This is a genomic window from Paraburkholderia sp. IW21, from assembly GCF_041321145.1.
In the GTDB taxonomy this organism is placed as follows: domain Bacteria; phylum Pseudomonadota; class Gammaproteobacteria; order Burkholderiales; family Burkholderiaceae; genus Paraburkholderia.
Window position 1 is genome coordinate 340,170 of sequence record NZ_JBGGWA010000005.1, and the last position, 18,332, is coordinate 358,501.

An 18,332-nucleotide genomic window follows, 5' to 3' on the forward strand; every position below is an offset into this window, starting at 1 on the left:
GCGCCGCAGCTCTACAACGTGAACGCAGTGTGCGCCCATTGGCCGCGGTCGTCATTCGGGGTTTATACGAATTTGTACCATCTAGTTAGTTTGTATAGAATTGCGGAAACTTGGGCTATAGCGGGTTATTCCGGCCTGTGTATTGCTAGTCAAGAGTAACTAGTTAGACCATTTTGCGCATTGCAGCATGGCGGCCCGCAAGACATGCGGTTGCGGCACGGCGGCCGCTTTCGCGCCCTTTCCAACCGCCGTTTCATCGTTTTTGCAGGAGCCGTTCATGCAACGTTCGATTGCCACCGTGTCGATCAGCGGGACCCTCGTCGAGAAGCTGACCGCAATCCAGGCGGCGGGCTTCGACGGCGTTGAGATTTTCGAGAACGATCTGCTGTATTTCGACGGCTCGCCTGCCGATGTGCGGCGCATTGCCGACGATCTCGGCCTGAAAATCATGCTGTTCCAGCCGTTCCGCGATTTCGAGGGCGTAAGCCCGGAGCGCCTCGAGCGCAATCTCGATCGGGCGAAGCGCAAGTTCGACGTGATGCACGAACTGGGCACGGACCGGATTCTGGTGTGCAGCAACGTTTCGCCCGACACCATCGGCGACGATTCGCTCATCACCGACCAGTTAGGTGCGCTGGCCCGCGCGGCCGAAGCGGCCGGCGTGATCGCCGGCTATGAAGCGCTCGCGTGGGGCAAGCACGTGAAGACCTACCGCCACGCATGGAAACTCGTCAACGCGGTGAATCATGCGAATCTCGGGCTCGTGCTCGACAGCTTTCACACGCTGTCGCTGAACGATACGGTGGAGGCAATCGCCGACATTCCGGGCGAGCGCATCGCCTTCGTGCAGATCGCCGACGCGCCCAAGCTCGCCATGGACGTGCTCGAATGGAGCCGCCACTACCGCTGCTTCCCGGGCCAGGGCGATTTCGATCTGGCCGGCTTTACCGCGCAGGTCGTGAAAAGCGGCTACACAGGGCCGCTTTCGCTCGAAATTTTCAACGACGGCTTTCGCGCCGCGCCCACCACGATCACCGCCGCGGACGGCCACCGCTCGCTGCTGTTCCTTGAGGAGCAGACCCGCGCGCTGCTTGAAGGCACACAGCAGCCGGTGGGCGAGCTCTATCGATCGCCGGCCGCGCCCGCGCACGTCGGCTACCAGTTCCTCGAGTTCGCGGTCGACCGCACCACCCGCGCGCGCCTCGTCGACTGGCTCGGCAAGCTGCGCTTTCGCGAGGCCGGCCGGCATCGTTCGAAAGATGTGACGTTGTATCAGCACGGCGCGGCGTCGATCGTGCTGAACGCCGAGCCGGATTCGTTCGCCAACGCCTTCTTCCAGCAGCATGGTTTGTCGCTGTGCGCGTCGGCGTTTCGCGTGGACGACGCCAATCAGGCGTTCGAGCGTGCCGCCGGTTTCGGCTACGTGCCGTTCTCCGGTCAGATCGGCCCCAACGAGCGCGTGCTGCCCGCCGTGCAGGCGCCCGACGGCAGCCTGAACTATTTCGTCGACGAGACGCCGGATCAGCCCACGCTGTTCGAAGCCGATTTCGTCCTGACCGACGTCAACGGTCCCACCGAAGTGGGACCGCTCTCGCGCATCGACCATGTCTGCCTGTCGGTGCCTGCGCCGTCGTTGGATACGTGGGTTCTGTTTCTGAGAACCGCACTGGGCTTCCAGGCCGAGCCGGGCGTGCTGGTTCCCGATCCGTACGGGCTGGTGCGCAGCCGCGCGCTGCGCAGCCGTGACGGTTCGGTGCGCATTGTGCTGAACGCGTCGGTAGACCATCACACGGCGGTGGCCGAGGCATTGCATACCTATCACGGCTCGGGCCTGAACCACGTCGCGTTCAGCACCGGCGACATCTTCAGCGCGATTCCGGAGTTTGTCGCCGACGGTTTGCCAGTGCTGCGCATCCCGCGCAATTACTACGACGACCTCGCCGCCCGCTACGCGCTGCCGGACGAAACGCTCGAGGCGCTGCGCGCGCACAATATTCTGTATGACCGGGACGAGCGCGGGGGCGAGTTCTTCCACGCTTACACCGAGCAACTGGATCAGCGCTTTTTCCTCGAAATCGTCGAACGGCGCGGCGGTTACGACGGCTATGGCGCGGCGAATGCGGCCGTGCGTCTCGCGGCGCAGGCCCAGCGCCGCAGATAGGCGATCGCGGCCCACAACGCTGGAAGACTGCGGTCAGTGAATTCAGACGGTCCGGGCACAGCGCGTGCTCTATCGGTTCGAGCAGGTGCGCCGCACCGATATAATGGCGGTTGATCCGCGGTCCGACGCGGCACGGCTGCCACTATGTGGGCGTCTTGCCCATCGTCGGCCGAATGAAACGCCAGGAGAGATATGAAGAAGTTTGCCGTAGTCCTATCAGTTCCCCTGCTTCTCAGCGCTTGTGCGTACTTCCAGAAGAATCCGGATGCCGGCGAGCCGGTCAAGGACACCACCACACAGCGCTCGGTCAACGACGTGGTTGCCTGCCTGACGCAAGAGGCGACCAGTCACAACGCCGCGTTCAAATCCACGGCCATCCCCCAAGGCCAGATGCTCGACTTCGGCGATTCGAATATCGTCAAGGTGCGCAGCGACAACGGCGCGACCACTTACCGCTTCTATGCGGGCAAGCGTCATGTGGGCAATCTGTGGATCGAAGGGGCCAGTAAAACCTGCGCGCCGTAAGGCGAGCCCGGGTAACAATCGGCTAGGTGTAACGCTCGGTAACGTGTTCTGGTGCCATCTTCGTGTCACGGTGTTACAGGACAATGCCTCTTAAGAATCGTTTAAGTCTTCGTCCGCATGATCCACTCGACACTCTCCCGCACAAGGTGTGCCCCATGAACCAGCCCGATCACACTATGAACGACTCACCGGCACCGGCCAGGCGGCCCACGATTTTGCGCCGGCTGCTGAGCCACCACGAGCTGGCGACGCTGCTGCTGTTGCTGCATGCGCCGATCGACGCATCCGCTAAACCCGAGATTCCGCAGCTTCACGAAGCCGGCTTGATCGAAACGGTCTCCGGCGACTCAGGCGCTTCGCACATCCGTTTGACGCCTGAAGGCAACGCGGTGCTGCGCGGGCTTGGCGTGAAATAAGGCGCGGCTTACGCCTGCCACACGCCGTACCCCGCCTCGCGCAGTCCAATCGCCAATTCCACTTCCATATCCTGTGCGCCGCGGTAAGGCATTGGATTGAACACTTCATACAACTCGGGCACGAGGCGCAGGCCATAGTCGCGCACATAGCGATTTGCCTGGATGCCGGCTTTGTGCCGGTCGAATCTCAGATCCGGGTCCAGTCCCGTCATTCCCACGTACACGCAAGGCTTGTCGAACCGGTAATCCGGATTCGCGCGGCGAAAGCGCGCCTCGTTCCAGACCTGGTCGTCCAGCGCGACGACGTAGACGTAGTAATGATGCTTACGACGAACCATGTACGCGGCGGCTCAGCTTCGTGAGGTTCCGTGCAGCAGCATCCGGTACTCGGTCGGCGTAATGCCGACGGTCGCCTTGAATTGGCGCGTAAAGGCGCTGTGATCGGTGTAGCCGCAGAGCGCGGCGACGTCGGTGACTTTGTCGTGCGAGACCAGCAGCGCGGTGGCCGCGTCCAGCCGCGTTTTCAGCAACACCTGACGCGGCGTCAAATGAAACACTTTGTGAAAGTAACGCTCGAGTTGCGCCACCGACATATCCGCCGTCGCAGCAAGCTGTTTCAGATTTAACGGCTGCACGTAATTTTCCTGGATGGACTGCACTACCGCAGCCAGCCGGCTGTAAGCGGGATGACTGCTTTCGTCCGCTTTCAGGTCGCGGGAGATGCCGGCGAGGCCGACCACTTTACCCGCTGGATCGCGCAACGGCTGTTTGCACGTCAGACACCAGCCAGGCTGGCGGCCGGGATACAGGTGCAGTTCCAGTTGATCGATCATCTGGCTGCCGACGTTGATGATCGCTTCGTCCTGCGCCGTGTAGATGCGGCCGAAGCGGCGCGGGAATACGTCCTCGGCGGTCTTGCCGAGCAGCGCGGACTTTTCCTTGAAGCCGCAGCGCGAGGCCAGCGTGCGATTGACCAGCGCATAACGCGCCCGCGCATCCTTGACGAAGAACACGACGTCCGGCATCGCGTCGAACACAGGCTCGAGCAGCGTGAAATGCGACAGCATGCCGGACAAGGTTGCATCGTCCGGTTCGAGCGGATGAGCCAGCGTGTTCATCATGCGGGTTCCGTTTGTCCGTGCATTTGTCGGTTGGCGTGCGGTCGATTATAGGGCCGAGCCGCCGCCGACAATATCCGGCCGAAGTCGCGATGGCGGCGTCAGTCAGCCGGCGGCGGCTCCGCGCTTGCCATTAACGTGCCGATGCGTGCCGGATTGAACGGCGGGCGCGGGACGGCGGCTTGCCAGCCGAAATACAGGCCGGCCGCCGCCCCGCAGATTCGTCCCTGGCACGCGCCCATCCCGCAGCGGGTATGCAGCTTGGCCTCGCGCCAATCCGCAAAGGCGCGGACTTCGCCGATACTGACGTCTTCGCAACGGCACAGCAGCGTGGCATCGTCGGGCGGTGTGCGCGCGGCGTCCGTGAGAGCAAAAGCCGCTTCGACGCGCCGACCGAAGCGCCGCCATCGCGCTCTTTGCGCGTGCAGCGCGGCGCGGCTTGCAGAGGCGCCGCTTGCCGCGAGGCCGGCGATCTCGCCTTCCACACCGGCCAGTTCCGCGCCGCCGACGCCCGTGCATTCGCCAGCCGCCAGCACGCCGTCCACCGAAGTCCGCTGCTCGCCTTCGACGACAATCTCTCCCGCGTCGTTGATCGCGCAGCCGAGCGCTTGCGCCAGCGTGATATTCGGCACGAGTCCATAGCCGCACGCGACACGGTCGCAATCGAGCGTCGACTCCCGGCGGCCGCGCCGGATGGTCACGCGCTCGACGCGGCCGTCGCCATGCGCTTGCCGCACGATGCTGCCGGTCCGATAACGCAGGCCCGCGAAGCCGCGCGTCAGGCCCACGGCTTGCCGCAACTTCGCGGGCTCCATCAACAGTGAGGCCCCAAAGCGCGCGACCTTGAGCGCCGAGGCCTGTTCCACCACCGCCACCACCTGCGCTCCGGCGGCGCGCGCGGTAGCGAGCGCGGCGATCAGCAAAGGGCCACTGCCCGCAATCACGATCCGCTCGCCGCGCACCGGCATGCCACCTTTGATGAGCGCCTGCAACGCGCCTGCACCGGTCACGCCGGGCAAGGTCCAGCCGGCGAATGGCAACAGCCGCTCGCGCGCGCCGGTCGCGAGGATCAAGCGCTCGTAGGTGACACTCACGCCGCCGTGCTCAACCGATTCGAGCAGCAAGCCACGCGGACCCAGCGGCGCGATCACGCGAGTCGACGCAAACAGCGTGACGTTGCGCTGCCCGTTTAACGCAGCAAGCAGCGTGTGTAACCGGGCTTGCGGCGAATCGCCGGGGCCTTGCCGCCAGATTTGACCACCGGCGCGCGGATTGTCGTCGAGCAGCGCGACCGTGGCGCCTTCGCGCGCCGCCGCGTGTGCAGCGTTCAACCCGGCTGGACCGGCGCCTACCACGACGATGTTGAAGTGCCGGTTCATCGCGCGCCCATGGTGTTGTGCGTACACACGATCTGGCCTTCACGGCAAAGTGTCTGGCACGCCAGCGCGTGCGCGCGGCCATCGATCGTCACGCGGCACTCCTGGCATACGCCCATGCCGCAGAGCGCGGCACGCGGCTGACCGCTGACCGAAGTCCGCATGGCGCTCACGCCCGCGATAACGAGCGCGGCAGCGACGGTCGTGCCGGCTTCGACCTCGATGCATCTATCGTCGATCGTCAGGCGGATAGGGGATGCGTGCGCGCTATGCATGGGCGACCTTTTGCGCGAAACGGACCGGCAAGTAAGGCTCGACAGGGATCGGCGCGGCGCTCGCCATGATTTGCGCGGCGAGCAGCTTTGCGCTCGCCAGCGAGGTCGTCACGCCAAGGCCTTCGTGTCCGACAGCGAGCCACACGCCGGGCGCAAAATCGCCGGCCGGGCCGATCAACGGCAAACCATCAGGCGACGCCGCGCGAAAGCCGGTCCACGCGCGGATGCCGTTGAGCGTCGGCAGGACCGGCAGATAGCGCGCGGCGCGTTGCAGCATCTGAGCGAGCACCGGCATGTCGACGGCGGGATCGGTCGTGTCGAACTGACGCGACGAGCCGATCAGCAGTTGGCCTGTAGGCCGCGGTTGCGCATTGAACGCCACCGACGTGCCGGCCGCGTGATGCGCGCTCTTGATGTAGCCGAGTTCGAGCAGTTGATGGCGGATCAATGCGGGATAGCGGTCGGTGATCAGCAGATGGCCTTTCTTCGGTTGCAACGGCAACGACCGCAGCAATTGCTGCGCGCCCAGGCCATTGGCAACGATCACGTGCGCGGCGTGAATGCGCTCGCCGTCCGCCAGCGTCACGCCGCCGGCGCTGATCGCGGAAACCGGCTTGCCCAACCGTACGCGGATATTCGCGGCGCATGGCGATTGCTTCAGCAGCCACTCGGCGACGGTGGGCGCATAGACAATGCTGTCGTGCTCGATTCGCAAGCCGCCCGCCAGCGACGCCGCCAGCGCCGGCTCGCACGCGCGCAATTCGGCCGCGTCGAGCAGTTGCGCGGCGACACCCTGGGCTTCGAACGCGCCATGCATCGTGCGGGCGGCTTGCCATTCTTCATCGTCGGCTGCGACCCATAATGTGCCGCAGCGCGCGAACGCGTCGCGCGTGCGCAGTTGCGGCGCGAGCGCCAGCCACAAGTCGCGCGAATAGCGGCTCAATGCAAATTCCGCCGGCGAGTCGTTCATCACGACGATATGGCCCATGCCCGCAGCCGTTGCGCCACCGCCAATGCCATGTGCGTCGAGCACCTCGACCTGCATGCCGAGCGTGGCCAGTTCAGCCGCGCAGGCCGCGCCGACAATGCCCGCCCCGACGATCAACGCGTCGGCCGTCATGCCGTGCGGATGCCCCAGGCGAAAGGATCACGCTCGTCGAAACACAAGCGCCCTTCGGCCATGATGTGCGCGTGGCCGGTAATGGTCGGAATCACCGAGACGCCGTCGCCGGCGTGCCGATAGCTCGCCTCGAAGACGCTGCCGATGATGCTCTCCTGCCGCCACACCGCGTCTTCGGCGAGCTTGCCGTCGGCGGCGAGGCAGGCGACTTTCGCGCTCGTGCCGGTGCCACACGGCGAGCGGTCGTACGCATTGCCGGGACACAGGACGAAGTTGCGGCTGTCGATGCCGTCGCGTGAGCCAGGTTCGAACAGTTCGATGTGGTCGATCAAAGCGCCATCCGCGCCGGTGACGTGCTGGGCGATCAGTGCATCGCGGATTGCCGCACTGAACGCGGTCAACTCGCCAATACGCGCCGCCTCCAGCCTGCGCCCATGTTCGGCGACAAGAAAGAACCAGTTGCCACCCCAGCCGATGTCGCCGCTCAATCTGCCGTAACCCGGCACGTCCACCTGCACGCCTTGCCGGTAGCGATACGCCGGCACGTTGCGCACCGCGGCACTACCGTCCTCGTTGAGCGTCGCCTCGACCACGCCGACCGGCGTCTCGATCCGATGACGCCCCGGCCCGATCCGCCCCATATGCGCCAGCGAGACAACGAGGCCGATCGTGCCGTGCCCGCACATGCCGAGAAAGCCGACGTTGTTGAAGAAGATCACGCCGGCCGCGCAGGTGGGGTCGTCCGGCTCGCACAGCAGCGCGCCGACGACCACATCCGAACCGCGCGGTTCGGTGACGATGCCCGCGCGCCACTCGTCGAAATGCGTGCGGAACACGTCCAGACGTTGCGCCAGTGTGCCGCCGCCAAGGTCCGGGCCGCCCGACACCACCAGGCGGGTCGGTTCACCGCCGGTGTGCGAGTCGATGATGTCTAAGGTTTTCATGATCCACATGGTAGAAACGCCGGGCGCCGGAGTCTTGGTGTGCCTGCGCGTTGATTGTGACGATTTCGGCATAGTCGTTGCGCTCGTTCGGGAATGTCTTTGCCGCCTGAAACGGACCGCGCCCGAGCCCGCACCATACGCATCAGGCCAATGCAGGGTCGCCCGGCAGACCTTGCTCATGTGATCTCAACGCACTTTTCGCCCCATACTGAAATAGCCGCACGGTGCTGCATTGTCACGCCTACGGGCACAGGTGCTATGCTGAAATCGTCATCCGTCACGCGTGAATGACGCAAGACGACGGCATTTTCCCTGCTTACACTGCGCTTGGACTCATCACACTCAGGAGAGCAGTCGTGGCGCATATCTGGGAAGGCGTATTGCCCGCAGTCACCACCAAGTTTCACGCGGATTTCAGCATAGACCGGGCATGGACCGGCAAGAATATCGAAGCGCAGATCGACGCGGGTGTGGACGGCATCATCGTGTGCGGATCGCTCGGCGAAGCGTCCACGCTCTCGCTCGACGAAAAGCTGCAAGTACTCGATATCGCGATCGATGCCGCTCGCGGCCGCGTACCGGTTTTGTTGACGATCGCAGAGAACAGCACACTCGATGCATGCCGCCAGGCCGAAGCCGGCAGCCGCCACGGCGCGGCCGGTTTCATGGTGCTGCCAGGGCTGCGCTATCTGTCCGACCGGCGCGAAACGCTGCACCACTTCCGCAGCGTCGCCGATGCGAGCGCGCTGCCGCTGATGATCTATAACAATCCGCTCGCCTATGGCGTCGACATGACGCCCGAGATGTTCGCGGAGATCGCCGACGAAACGAAAATCGTCGCGATCAAGGAATCATGCGGCGACGTGCGGCGTGTGACCGATCTCATCAACGTGGTCGGCGACCGCTTCGCGATTCTATGCGGGGTCGATAACCTCGCGATGGAAGCCATCCTGATGGGCGCGCATGGCTGGGTGGCCGGTCTCGTGTGCGCGTTTCCGCGCGAGACGGTGGTGATTTACAAGTTGCTGAAGGCAGGCCGGCTTGAAGAGGCCCGCGCGATCTATCGCTGGTTCGCGCCTTTGCTCGCGCTCGACGTCTCGTCGAAGCTGGTGCAGAACATCAAGTTGGCTGAAGTGATCGTCGGACTTGGCACGGAGCCGGTGCGGCCGCCGCGGCTGCCGTTGGCAGGAGATGAGCGCAAGGCTGTGGAGGCGTTGATCAGGCGGGCGATTGAAACGCGGCCGGCGTTGCCGCAGGTTTGAGGTGCTGTAAGTAGTTGACTTGAGCCGCTTTCGGGCACGGCGCGAGGGCGGTTGCAACCGTCGCGACGGTGTAGCGGCGTAAGAAGCGGCGGATGTTACGTCGGGCGGCACGTGCCGCCCGCGACCCCAGGCGCGCTCAGGCCGCCTGCTTCTCCGCCCCCGCTTCGTCTTGCCGCAGATGCAGCAACCGATAACCGCTCTTGTACACCGGTTGCAGCCGGAATTCGTTTTGCGGCTCGATCTCGAGCAATAGCCGCAGGCGCGACACATGACTGTCGATCGTGCGGGTGAACTCGCGGAACTCGCGGCCCCACACCATCGCGAAGATATGATCACGCGACATCACGCGGCCAATATTCGAAAAGAACAGCGACGCCAACCGGTATTGGGTACCCGATAACGGCACCGGCTGACCGCGCAGCATGACGAGCTGGCGACGCGCGTCGAAATGGTACGGGCCGACATCGAAGCTCGCGGCGCTGAAACGATCGGGATAGGCGCGGCGCAGCAGCGCCGTGACGCGTTCGCGGAACTCGCCCGGCCGCAGGGGCAGCGCGACATAGTCGTCCGCCCCGCTGGCAAAGGCGCGCACCACGCTTTCCTCCGACGTCTCCGCCGACGCGAACACGACCGGCAGACGGTCGCCGCCGACCGCGCGCACCGACCTCAAGACCTCGGCGCCGGACAGGCGCGCGCCCTGCCAATCCAGCACCAGAAGATCCACGGTGGAACGGGCGAGCGTTTTCGACATGGACAAGCCGTCGTCATAGGTCATACAGATATGGCTGGCGCTCATGAGGACCTTTTCGATCGACTGGCGCATGACCGGGTCACGCTGAAGAATGGCAATGCGCATTGAATAACTCTTAACTGATAGCTCGGACGCGATTCTCAGAGGGACGCCCCCTCCATCCCATAGGAGCAATCCTAATTTGCATACCAATCGCCGCACTCCGACACCTGAGCGCGGCATTCCTACAGGCGACCGCTGCGGCTCGCACGGCGAACAGTCCGCGCAGGCCTGCCTTTCGTTGAAAAGAACACACCCGCATGCTCTCTTCGGCGAAACGCTTACGGGCTACTCGGCCTCGCCGCGCTCGGCGGCCCGTTTCGGCTGTTTTAGCTGTTGTCGGCGACATCGATACTTCACGTCACGCCGAAACATGTGCACGACGTCGGGCCTACGATGTATCACATGAACATTCCAAATACTCTCCCCTCACCCGCCCTCGGCCGCATTCTCGCGACGGTCAGCGTCGGCTTCGTCGTCACGCAACTCGACGTGACCATCGTCAACATCGCGCTGCCGAAGATCGGTGCGGACCTGCATGCGAATGTCGCGGGGCTGCAATGGGTCGTCGACGCGTACACGCTCGCGTTCGCCGTGCTGATGCTTTCAGCAGGCGTGCTCGGCGACCGGCTTGGCACGCGGCGCATGTACGCCGGCGGCATCGTGCTGTTTGCGCTTGCGTCGCTCGCGTGCGGATTGGCGCTCGATGCCACCATGCTGGTCGCCGCGCGTGCGGTGCAAGGCATCGGCGCGGCCGCCATGCTGCCGAACTCGCTGGCGCTGCTCAATCAGTCATACGGCCATGATCCGAAGCTCCGGGCGCGTGCAGTCGGCCTGTGGACCGCCGCGGGCGCGATTTCGATCGCGGCCGGACCGGTGGTCGGCGGCGTGCTGATCGCGGCGTTCGGCTGGCGCAGCATCTTTCTCGTCAATCTGCCGATTTGCGCAGCCGGTTTGCTGGCGACTTTAATCTGGGTGCCAAGGCCTGCCTCCGCGCGGAAAAACGCACGGCAAGCGGCTACGGTCAGAGTTAACGCTGGGGCTGGGGCTGGGGCTGGGGCTGGGGCTGGGGCTGGGGCTGGGGCTGGGGCTGGGGCTGGGGCTGGGGCCGAGCCAAGCCCGCGCGGTTTCGATCTGAGCGGCCAGTGTCTTGCGATCGTCGCGCTGACCGCGTTCGTCGCAGCAGTGATCGAATGGCGGCCGCTAGGGCTGAGCCATCCGCTCGTAACCGGCGGTTTCCTACTCGCGCTGATCGCAACCGGTGCCTTTATCGCCGTGGAATCGCGCGTCGCGACACCGATGCTGCCGCTCTCGCTATTCAGCACGCGCACCTTCAGCGCGGCGGTGCTGTTCGGCATCTGCGTGAATCTGACGTACTACGGCATGGTGTTCGTGCTGAGCCTTTATCTGCAGCGCGTACGCGGCTATACCCCGTTGCAGGCGGGCCTCGCATTTCTGCCGTTGACGGGCGGCTTTCTGCTCTCCAACGTGGCGAGCGGCTGGGTGGTCGGGCGCTTCGGCGTGCGTGTGCCGATGATCGCCGGGGCCATCACCGCGGGGCTCGGCTATGGCTTGCTGCATTTCGTCGACGCTGGCACGCCGCTCGTCGGCTTGCTGCTGCCGTTCCTGCTGATTCCGTCCGGCATGGGCCTGGCAGTCCCGGCGATGACCACCGCCGTGCTGGCCTCCGTCGAAGCGAAGCGCGCGGGCACGGCGTCCGCCGTGCTGAATACCGCCCGGCAAGCAGGCGGCGCGGTAGGTGTGGCCGCCTTCGGCGCATTGGCGAGCGGCGCAGCCGCCACGCAGATCGTCTCGGGGATGCAGGCCGCGACGGCCGTCTCGGTCGGTTTGCTGGTGCTCGGTGGCGTGCTGAGCTGCTTCATGCATCCTGAACCGCACACACCGGCCTCGAAGCCGCGTAAGAGCGGCCCGGTTCAAGCCGGTAAATCACGCTGATCCCCCCATCGCTTTGCCACGCGCAAATCGGCAAATCGGCGAAGGGGCAAATCGCCTTAAGTGTCTTCGCCGCTTTGCCTTGAGCGCAAAAAACAACCCCCAGAGGTGTTCACGCACCTTGGGGGTTGTTTTAACGGCAACACGACGATAGCAGGCGGTCAATAACGCTCAAAGCCGCCGCACGGCTTACAACGACGCTTCCTGAATCGTGCCGGTATCGATTGCGCGCTCGATCAGCCCTTCGTTTTGCGCTTTGGCGATCGCGTCGGCGATCAGTTTTTCCGGCTCCTCGATCTCGGCCTTGATCGTGCTGATGAGGCCGGACGCATCCAGGATCACCAGCGTTTTCGCCGAATCGGCGAGACTGATGATGACACGATGCGGCGTAGGCCCCTCGCCGAGACTCGCGCACAACTGCGTAGCCTTGCCACCAATGGTTTGCTCAAAACTTTGAATCATTATTTGCTCCCTTGATTACAGCCAGAATCAAAAGCGAACGACACGAACGACCTCAACTGCGCCCTCAGAGACTCAGCCCGCTGCGTGGCGCCCGCGCACCGTCGATACTGATACGGCCTGCTCCGGTCACGAACAGCAGGAGGAAACCACCGGCGATGCCGATGTTCTTCCAGAAGTGGATCACCATGTCGCGTTGCAATGCGGGATCGGTGACGTTCCAGAAATCGTGGCCCAGCACCGCGGTCGCCACGGTGTAGGCGGCCATGATGAGCGCGAGCGGGCGGACCTTGAAACCGACGATCAGCAGCAAACCGCCAAGTGCTTCGACCGCTATCGCAATCGGCCCGGCAACCTGCACGAACGGCACACCCTTCGAATGCAGATAGCCCACGAAGCCCGCATAGCCCAGCAGTTTCATCACGCCGCCCCACAGAAACAGCACCGCAAGGGCAATACGCGCGATGAGAATAACGCCGGAATCGACGGGACGCGTCATGAGGGGCTCCAGTAAATGAATAAGCAGCAGACCCGGCCGGGCGGCCGCAGTTCCCCGCTTTGCTCCTGAGAATATGTGCATTGCCCGCTATTTCCAAGCTCGGGCCGAACTAACGGCGCAATGTGCGCCGCATTGCGGGAAGAAAAAAGGGGCTTTGAGCGCTCCGGCGAGCGCGCGGTTCGCTCTCCCGTGCCGGGATTGCCGCCGTGCTTAGGCGTGAGGATACGTCGCAACCTCGATCAGATTGCCGTCCGCGGTTTCGTCGCCATGGTGGGATGCAATGGAACGCAGTCTGCTATTGCTTCGGCGCATCCGGTGCAAGCAAGACGCCCTTGGTGAACACGAAGCAACCGTAACCGCGCTCTTCGCCGGTAGCGATCACGCAATAGGCTTTGCGCGCCCGCTCATAGAACGCGAAACGTTCGACCGATGCAAACGGCACATCGCGCCCTTCCGCGGCATTGATCTCGATCTGCGCTTCGCGCTGAACGGCCGGTATCGTATCGGGCTCGCCCACCACTTCCATTCGCGAGGCAGGGCGCTCGACGAAGGTATCCAGCGGCATCACCGACAGAATCGCGCGAATTGCACGCGGTGCGTTCACGCCATCGAGGCGAAGCAGCTTGCCCAACACCGTTTCCCGCGCGACGGAAGCGCCCGGGAAGTTGGCGTCGCAAACCACCAGTTCGTCGCCATGGCCCATGGCACGTAGCGCATGCAGCACATCGGCATTCAGCAGCGGGTCCAGATTCTTCAGCACGGTGTCTCCTTGAGGTCCGATTTGGTGGCTGGCCGCCCGGGTTCGGACGGTTTGTCCTTGCAACGCGTTACGCGTCGATCGATTGTAGCAAGACCGCGGCGAGTGCTCCGTTGCCGGCGGCCCATCGCCAATCAGCATTTCTGCACAATGCGTCGAGCGGCATTCTCGCGGCACTGCCACCGCAGCCATCCGACCACCGCCAGCAGCACGAGACCCGCGCCGCCCACCACCGGCTCGCGCCAGGCCAGCAACGCAGTGAACGTGAACGCGCGCGGGCCGGCCAGCAGCGCGAAGCCGGCGATCGCGCTGGAGAGCGCGTCGACCGCGCCCGACAGGCGCTCGAACGTGATGGCCGAACCGGGAATCGTGGCGGCAGCGGACTCGTGCATGATCGTCTCCGTGAAAAACTGCGGGTGGGGTCAGGCGGCAGGTACCTGGTCGAGGAAACCGGTCACCGTCTGCAAGCGGCCTTGAGGGTCGAGCAGGCCGAAGTCGGAACCCTTGACGATCGCCACGCCCGCGGGCGTGGTCAGCTCCCACGAAAAACGCAACCGGTTCGCGAAGCCATCGACCTCCGTCGTGCGGCGAAACGTGTGATGCGGGAAGCGCTCATGCACCGCGCGGATCATCGCGTCGATGCCGTCATGGCCCGCGCCTGCCAGCAGCGGATCGCGATAGTCGGCATCGACGGTCCAGGTCGAGGCGATCAATTCGCCGCGGCGCACTGCATCGGTTTCATTCCATGCGTCGAAATAACGGTCGATCAGATCGGTATGCGCATTCATCTCAAACTCCTTCATTGGCATGACTGAGCACTACGCTCGGCAGACACGTTGTATGCGGCGGGCTCGGCGTGAAGATTGGCAGCTTGAGCGCGGCGCGTCGATTACGTGGGAGGTAAGCATCCGCACGCGTCACGCAGCAAGGCCGCGCTTCTTTCGCGCCGCCGGATTGGCCATCCGGCCGAATCGTCACGGGCTGCGTCAGCCGCTAACCTCATGTGGCAATTGGGGCCGCGCAGCATTCGCACGCGGCATGTGAGGAACTGAACGGGCGCGGCATTCGCCGCTTTTTTAATATGGTTTTTACACTTGCAAGACCGTATCCACAAGGATACAATCATCAGCAAATCGGTTCACCGCCTGTGTACACGGTCAATCGCACCGAGGAATTCGACAGTTGGCTTGCCGGCCTCGCGGACTTAAGAGCGAGGGCAAAGATCCTGGTGCGGGTCCGGCGCGCGGAACGAGGTCATTTCGGCGACGTGAAACTGCTGGAAGAAGGCGTATCCGAGATGCGCATCGATTGTGGTCCTGGCTATCGGGTCTACTTCGCGCGCGAAGGGCGCATGGTGTATCTGCTGCTTTGTGGTGGAGATAAGTCCACGCAGTCGGCCGACATCAAGCATGCCAAAACAATGTGGGCAGCAATCAGAAAGGAACTGTCATGAGCAAAGCCAAAATCGCACGGTTCGATGCATCACACTACCTCGATAGCGAGGAGATGATCGCTGAGTATCTCAACGCAGCGCTGGAAGAAGGCGACGCGGACCTCCTCCTCGCCGCGATCGCCGACATCGCAAAAGCACGCGGCATCGCGAAGGTCGCAGCCGACGCCGGGCTCGGGCGCGAAAGCCTCTATAAAACGCTCGCGCCCGGCTCCAAACCGCGCATGGATACGGTGTTCAAACTGCTGCGCGCGCTGGGCGTCAAGCTCAACGCAGTGCCCGAAGGCGTGGCGCCCGCTTGATTCGCGCTTGTCTTGTTGATGCTTGAGGCAATGCCTCGGCCGTGCTGCGTATTCGTGGGCTTTCCCGGGCTTTTCCGGGTATTCCATTACCTGTCAGGTAATGGATCGCCAACGCGCTTTAGCTATGATCGGCAGCATGAACACACTCTCTCTTGCACAAACCAATCCGTCGAACGCGCCGATGGCAAGCCGCACGGTCGGCGATCTGCTGCGCGAATGGCGGCAGCGGCGAAGAATGAGCCAGTTGCTGCTCGCCGCTGAAGCGGAAATTTCAACCCGGCATCTGAGCTTCGTCGAATCAGGCCGTGCGGTGCCCAGCCGGGAAATGGTCATGCATCTCGCCGAGCGACTCGACGTACCGCTGCGCGCGCGCAATGCGCTGCTGGTCGCGGCGGGCTATGCACCGCTGTTCCGCGAGCGTCCGTTGACGGACCCTCAGTTGGCCGCAGCACGCGAGGCTGTCGAATTGGTGCTCAAAGGTCACGAGCCGTACCCGGCACTCGCGATCGATCGTCACTGGACCATCGTTGCCGCGAACAACGCGCTCGCCCCGCTGCTCGCCGGCGCAAGCCCGGAACTGCTGAAGCCGCCAGTCAATGCGCTGCGACTGAGCTTGCATCCGGAGGGCATCGCGGCATCAATCGTCAATTGGCACGCATGGCGTGCGCATGCGCTGGGTCGACTGCAGCGGCAAATCGACGTAAGTGGTGACGACACGTTGAGTGCATTGCGCGATGAGCTGGCGGCATATCCCGCGCCGCCCGGCGCGGATGAGTCCAATCATGACGACACCGCGCTCAACCCGATCGCCGTACCGCTGCGAATGCGCACGCCGATCGGCGTGCTGTCGTTCTTCAGCACGACCACGGTGTTCGGCACGCCGATGGATGTGACACTCTCCGAACTTGCTATCGAAGCGTTCTTTCCCGCCGATCAGCAAACTGCGGCGACATTGCGCGAGTTTGCCGAAAGCCAAGGGGCCGAAGCGCAGGCCGCTGAAGCAGCGAAGCCATAGCCGCACCTGACAACAAAGCCTGAGCAGGCCCACCACGCGCCCCAGTGCGGCTGCGGGTGCGGGCTGCACACGGGCGCGTAGTCGCACCGAAACGGCCATCGCGCCTCGACCAAGGCTTGTGGCACAAGCACTGGCGCCCGTTGGACCGCCCAGCCCTACAGCGTGATCCGTGCTATCTTTTTCAATTACTTTCCGCGCCGCACCAAGCCCGAAACGGTTCATCAACCGCTCCAGGACTTGCCTTCGATTAGCCGCTTGTCCGTCAAACACTATGTCCGAACTCTCTACTTCGCTTCCACGCGTACCGCGCCGTTTCGACATCAATCCGAAACCGTTAGGCGTCGCACTCGTTCTCATTGCGCTGGGCGCCATTTATCTGGCCCAAACCGTCAGCGGCCGTCAGTCGGCGCTCTACATCGTCGGCGCGCTGTTGGGAATGTCGCTTTATCACGCGGCGTTCGGCTTTACCTCCGCCTGGCGGGTCTTTATCGCCGACGGTCGCGGCGCCGGTCTGCGCGCACAGATGCTAATGCTGGCACTCGGCGTGCTGCTGTTTTTTCCGGCGCTCGCCGCCGGCACGCTGTTCGGCCGGCCGGTGGTCGGGCTGGTCGCGCCGGCAGGCACGTCCGTGCTGGTCGGGGCCTTCATGTTCGGGGTCGGCATGCAATTGGGCGGGGGCTGCGCATCCGGCACGCTGTACACCGTCGGCGGCGGCAGTACACGCATGATCGTCACGCTGGCAGCGTTCATCGTCGGTTCGGTCGTCGCGACCGCGCACATGCCGTTCTGGAGCGCGCTACCGTCCCTCAAGCCGCTTTCGATGGTAACCACGCTTGGCGCGGGCTGGGCCATCGCGCTGAATCTGGTCGTTTTCGCTGCGATCGCGGCGCTTACCGTATTCGTCGAACGGCGCCGCCATGGTCGGCTGATCAACGAGCCTCAGCGAGCGTCGCATGCGTCGCCATGGCTGCACGGCCCATGGCCGTTGTTCGTCGGCGCGATCGCCCTGGTCTTGCTCAACTTCGCGACGCTGGCGCTGTCGGGCCGTCCGTGGGGTGTGACGTCGGCGTTCGCGCTGTGGGGCGCCAAGCTATTTGCCGCGCTGGGGATCGACGTGGCCAACTGGCCCTATTGGGCCGCTCACGCCAACGCAGGCGCGCTGGCCGCTCCTGTTACACATGACGTCACCACGGTAATGGATATCGGCATCATCCTCGGCGCCATGACGGCTGCGGCGCTCGCCGGCCGTTACGCGCCGGTCTGGAAGCTGCCGGCTCGCTCACTGATCGCAGCGGTGGTCGGCGGTTTGTTGCTCGGCTACGGAGCCCGCCTGGCCTACGGTTGTAACATCGGCGCCTATTTCAGCGGCATCGTGTCAGGCAGCCTGCACGGCTGGCTGTGGCTCGTCGCCGCTTTCGCCGGAAACGTGCTGGGCACGCGCCTGCGGCCGGCGTTCGGACTCGAAGTCGAACGGAGCCGCGCAAACGCTTGCTAGCAGTTACAAATACGGCCTCGTTTGTAACCGGGGCCGCACCCACCTGTAACACCTCTGATTTGTCCCCATAGAGACGCCAATAAACGGTATTTATTACTTTTTAATTGGCTCGCTTTCTAATTCCTTTCTAATTCAGGCCGGTTTTTCGAGCTCGTGATGAGCCACGAACCCTTGCTCGGATGATTGTACAAAATGCCCGTCATACAAGGGTTTCCATGGATATGACGAAATCCCGGATCGGCAACGAACTCGCTAAGCCACGTCTATTACAGACCCGTGAAATAGTTACCGAAATTTGATGTATCTTTTTGGGATATTTTTTCGAGAAGGGATTGCTTTCTTGTTTTGCCCTTCATACAATTCGTCCCAAGCTGTTACGAAATGTAACGCGATGTATCAGAAAGTCGCCGCCTGG

General features: G+C 63.7%; 21 protein-coding genes. 9 read left to right on the forward strand and 12 right to left on the reverse strand.

The annotated features are described in order from the left end of the window. Positions 1–277: 277 nt before the first annotated feature. The 3 genes from ACAX43_RS14740 (at position 278) to ACAX43_RS14750 (ending at position 3,102) form a co-directional block, all read left to right on the forward strand. On the forward strand, positions 278–2,161 hold the full coding sequence (locus tag ACAX43_RS14740; RefSeq protein ID WP_370709132.1) for a bifunctional sugar phosphate isomerase/epimerase/4-hydroxyphenylpyruvate dioxygenase family protein: 1,884 nt from the start codon (positions 278–280) through the stop codon (positions 2,159–2,161). A gap of 192 nt (positions 2,162–2,353) precedes the next feature. After that, positions 2,354–2,686, forward strand: a complete 333-nt coding sequence (locus tag ACAX43_RS14745) for a hypothetical protein (RefSeq protein ID WP_370709133.1) — start codon at positions 2,354–2,356, stop codon at positions 2,684–2,686. Between the two features lie 155 nt (positions 2,687–2,841). Then, positions 2,842–3,102: a hypothetical protein gene (locus ACAX43_RS14750; protein WP_370709134.1), complete on the forward strand. Its 261-nt coding sequence runs from the start codon at positions 2,842–2,844 to the stop codon at positions 3,100–3,102. Between the two features lie 8 nt (positions 3,103–3,110). Here ACAX43_RS14750 and ACAX43_RS14755 read toward each other — a convergent pair whose 3' ends face one another. The 6 genes from ACAX43_RS14755 to ACAX43_RS14780 all read right to left on the reverse strand — a co-directional run bounded on the left by ACAX43_RS14755 (position 3,111) and on the right by ACAX43_RS14780 (position 7,944). Next, positions 3,111–3,440 carry a hypothetical protein gene (locus ACAX43_RS14755; protein WP_370709135.1) on the reverse strand — a complete coding sequence of 110 codons (330 nt, stop codon included), beginning with the start codon at positions 3,438–3,440 and terminating at the stop codon, positions 3,111–3,113. A 12-nt stretch (positions 3,441–3,452) separates the two neighbouring features. Beyond that, positions 3,453–4,220 (reverse strand): helix-turn-helix domain-containing protein, encoded by a 768-nt coding sequence (locus ACAX43_RS14760; RefSeq protein WP_370709334.1) that lies wholly within the window; start codon positions 4,218–4,220, stop codon positions 3,453–3,455. 101 nt (positions 4,221–4,321) lie between these two features. Further along, on the reverse strand, positions 4,322–5,599 hold the full coding sequence (locus tag ACAX43_RS14765) for an FAD-dependent oxidoreductase (protein WP_370709335.1): 1,278 nt from the start codon (positions 5,597–5,599) through the stop codon (positions 4,322–4,324). Then, entirely contained in the window at positions 5,596–5,871 is a 276-nt protein-coding gene (locus ACAX43_RS14770) for a (2Fe-2S)-binding protein (protein ID WP_370709136.1), read from the reverse strand. Before ACAX43_RS14770 ends, ACAX43_RS14765 begins: the two co-directional genes overlap by 4 nt. Then, positions 5,864–6,991: an NAD(P)/FAD-dependent oxidoreductase gene (locus ACAX43_RS14775; protein ID WP_370709137.1), complete on the reverse strand. Its 1,128-nt coding sequence runs from the start codon at positions 6,989–6,991 to the stop codon at positions 5,864–5,866. The genes ACAX43_RS14770 and ACAX43_RS14775 overlap by 8 nt, the downstream gene beginning before the upstream one ends. Continuing rightward, complete coding sequence (locus tag ACAX43_RS14780; RefSeq protein ID WP_370709138.1) at positions 6,988–7,944, reverse strand: 4-hydroxyproline epimerase; 957 nt, start codon at positions 7,942–7,944, stop codon at positions 6,988–6,990. Before ACAX43_RS14780 ends, ACAX43_RS14775 begins: the two co-directional genes overlap by 4 nt. A gap of 347 nt (positions 7,945–8,291) precedes the next feature. Here ACAX43_RS14780 and ACAX43_RS14785 point away from each other — a divergent pair, with 347 nt between their 5' ends. After that, positions 8,292–9,197, forward strand: a complete 906-nt coding sequence (locus ACAX43_RS14785; RefSeq protein ID WP_370709139.1) for a dihydrodipicolinate synthase family protein — start codon at positions 8,292–8,294, stop codon at positions 9,195–9,197. A 136-nt stretch (positions 9,198–9,333) separates the two neighbouring features. Here the strand turns inward: ACAX43_RS14785 and ACAX43_RS14790 are convergent, their stop codons facing one another. After that, positions 9,334–10,053: a response regulator transcription factor gene (locus ACAX43_RS14790; RefSeq protein WP_370709140.1), complete on the reverse strand. Its 720-nt coding sequence runs from the start codon at positions 10,051–10,053 to the stop codon at positions 9,334–9,336. A 330-nt stretch (positions 10,054–10,383) separates the two neighbouring features. Between ACAX43_RS14790 and ACAX43_RS14795 the strand changes: the two genes are divergently transcribed. After that, entirely contained in the window at positions 10,384–11,943 is a 1,560-nt protein-coding gene (locus ACAX43_RS14795; protein ID WP_370709141.1) for an MFS transporter, read from the forward strand. 186 nt (positions 11,944–12,129) lie between these two features. On the opposite strand, the gene ACAX43_RS14800 is transcribed toward ACAX43_RS14795, so the two are convergent. The 5 genes from ACAX43_RS14800 to ACAX43_RS14820 all read right to left on the reverse strand — a co-directional run bounded on the left by ACAX43_RS14800 (position 12,130) and on the right by ACAX43_RS14820 (position 14,443). Beyond that, positions 12,130–12,402, reverse strand: coding sequence for a hypothetical protein (locus ACAX43_RS14800; protein ID WP_370709142.1), 273 nt, complete (start codon positions 12,400–12,402; stop codon positions 12,130–12,132). Positions 12,403–12,466: 64 nt separating this feature from the next. Then, on the reverse strand, positions 12,467–12,898 hold the full coding sequence (locus tag ACAX43_RS14805; protein ID WP_370709143.1) for a DoxX family protein: 432 nt from the start codon (positions 12,896–12,898) through the stop codon (positions 12,467–12,469). Positions 12,899–13,193: 295 nt separating this feature from the next. Continuing rightward, on the reverse strand, positions 13,194–13,658 hold the full coding sequence (locus ACAX43_RS14810; protein ID WP_370709144.1) for an RbsD/FucU family protein: 465 nt from the start codon (positions 13,656–13,658) through the stop codon (positions 13,194–13,196). A gap of 131 nt (positions 13,659–13,789) precedes the next feature. Further along, complete coding sequence (locus tag ACAX43_RS14815) at positions 13,790–14,047, reverse strand: hypothetical protein (protein WP_370709145.1); 258 nt, start codon at positions 14,045–14,047, stop codon at positions 13,790–13,792. 30 nt (positions 14,048–14,077) lie between these two features. Then, complete coding sequence (locus tag ACAX43_RS14820; protein ID WP_370709146.1) at positions 14,078–14,443, reverse strand: nuclear transport factor 2 family protein; 366 nt, start codon at positions 14,441–14,443, stop codon at positions 14,078–14,080. A 215-nt stretch (positions 14,444–14,658) separates the two neighbouring features. Between ACAX43_RS14820 and ACAX43_RS14825 the strand changes: the two genes are divergently transcribed. The 4 genes from ACAX43_RS14825 (at position 14,659) to ACAX43_RS14840 (ending at position 17,917) form a co-directional block, all read left to right on the forward strand. Beyond that, entirely contained in the window at positions 14,659–15,108 is a 450-nt protein-coding gene (locus tag ACAX43_RS14825) for a type II toxin-antitoxin system RelE/ParE family toxin (protein WP_370709147.1), read from the forward strand. Beyond that, on the forward strand, positions 15,105–15,407 hold the full coding sequence (locus ACAX43_RS14830; protein WP_370709148.1) for an addiction module antidote protein: 303 nt from the start codon (positions 15,105–15,107) through the stop codon (positions 15,405–15,407). The genes ACAX43_RS14825 and ACAX43_RS14830 overlap by 4 nt, the downstream gene beginning before the upstream one ends. Positions 15,408–15,543: 136 nt before the next feature. Continuing rightward, positions 15,544–16,422 (forward strand): helix-turn-helix domain-containing protein, encoded by an 879-nt coding sequence (locus ACAX43_RS14835; protein WP_370709149.1) that lies wholly within the window; start codon positions 15,544–15,546, stop codon positions 16,420–16,422. A 271-nt stretch (positions 16,423–16,693) separates the two neighbouring features. After that, positions 16,694–17,917, forward strand: a complete 1,224-nt coding sequence (locus tag ACAX43_RS14840; protein ID WP_370709150.1) for a YeeE/YedE family protein — start codon at positions 16,694–16,696, stop codon at positions 17,915–17,917. Positions 17,918–18,332: the final 415 nt, after the last annotated feature.

Excerpts from the sequence above, each read along its gene's own strand:
- ACAX43_RS14740 (WP_370709132.1), top strand. The coding sequence starts at position 278 with ATGCAACGTTCGATTGCCACCGTGTCGATCAGCGGGACCCTCGTCGAG.
- ACAX43_RS14745 (WP_370709133.1), top strand. The coding sequence starts at position 2,354 with ATGAAGAAGTTTGCCGTAGTCCTATCAGTTCCCCTGCTTCTCAGCGCT.
- ACAX43_RS14750 (WP_370709134.1), top strand. The coding sequence starts at position 2,842 with ATGAACCAGCCCGATCACACTATGAACGACTCACCGGCACCGGCCAGG.
- ACAX43_RS14755 (WP_370709135.1), bottom strand. The coding sequence starts at position 3,440 with ATGGTTCGTCGTAAGCATCATTACTACGTCTACGTCGTCGCGCTGGAC.
- ACAX43_RS14760 (WP_370709334.1), bottom strand. The coding sequence starts at position 4,220 with ATGAACACGCTGGCTCATCCGCTCGAACCGGACGATGCAACCTTGTCC.
- ACAX43_RS14765 (WP_370709335.1), bottom strand. The coding sequence starts at position 5,599 with ATGAACCGGCACTTCAACATCGTCGTGGTAGGCGCCGGTCCAGCCGGG.
- ACAX43_RS14770 (WP_370709136.1), bottom strand. The coding sequence starts at position 5,871 with ATGCATAGCGCGCACGCATCCCCTATCCGCCTGACGATCGACGATAGA.
- ACAX43_RS14775 (WP_370709137.1), bottom strand. The coding sequence starts at position 6,991 with ATGACGGCCGACGCGTTGATCGTCGGGGCGGGCATTGTCGGCGCGGCC.
- ACAX43_RS14780 (WP_370709138.1), bottom strand. The coding sequence starts at position 7,944 with ATGTGGATCATGAAAACCTTAGACATCATCGACTCGCACACCGGCGGT.
- ACAX43_RS14790 (WP_370709140.1), bottom strand. The coding sequence starts at position 10,053 with ATGCGCATTGCCATTCTTCAGCGTGACCCGGTCATGCGCCAGTCGATC.
- ACAX43_RS14795 (WP_370709141.1), top strand. The coding sequence starts at position 10,384 with ATGTATCACATGAACATTCCAAATACTCTCCCCTCACCCGCCCTCGGC.
- ACAX43_RS14800 (WP_370709142.1), bottom strand. The coding sequence starts at position 12,402 with ATGATTCAAAGTTTTGAGCAAACCATTGGTGGCAAGGCTACGCAGTTG.
- ACAX43_RS14805 (WP_370709143.1), bottom strand. The coding sequence starts at position 12,898 with ATGACGCGTCCCGTCGATTCCGGCGTTATTCTCATCGCGCGTATTGCC.
- ACAX43_RS14815 (WP_370709145.1), bottom strand. The coding sequence starts at position 14,047 with ATGCACGAGTCCGCTGCCGCCACGATTCCCGGTTCGGCCATCACGTTC.
- ACAX43_RS14820 (WP_370709146.1), bottom strand. The coding sequence starts at position 14,443 with ATGAATGCGCATACCGATCTGATCGACCGTTATTTCGACGCATGGAAT.
- ACAX43_RS14830 (WP_370709148.1), top strand. The coding sequence starts at position 15,105 with ATGAGCAAAGCCAAAATCGCACGGTTCGATGCATCACACTACCTCGAT.
- ACAX43_RS14835 (WP_370709149.1), top strand. The coding sequence starts at position 15,544 with ATGAACACACTCTCTCTTGCACAAACCAATCCGTCGAACGCGCCGATG.
- ACAX43_RS14840 (WP_370709150.1), top strand. The coding sequence starts at position 16,694 with ATGTCCGAACTCTCTACTTCGCTTCCACGCGTACCGCGCCGTTTCGAC.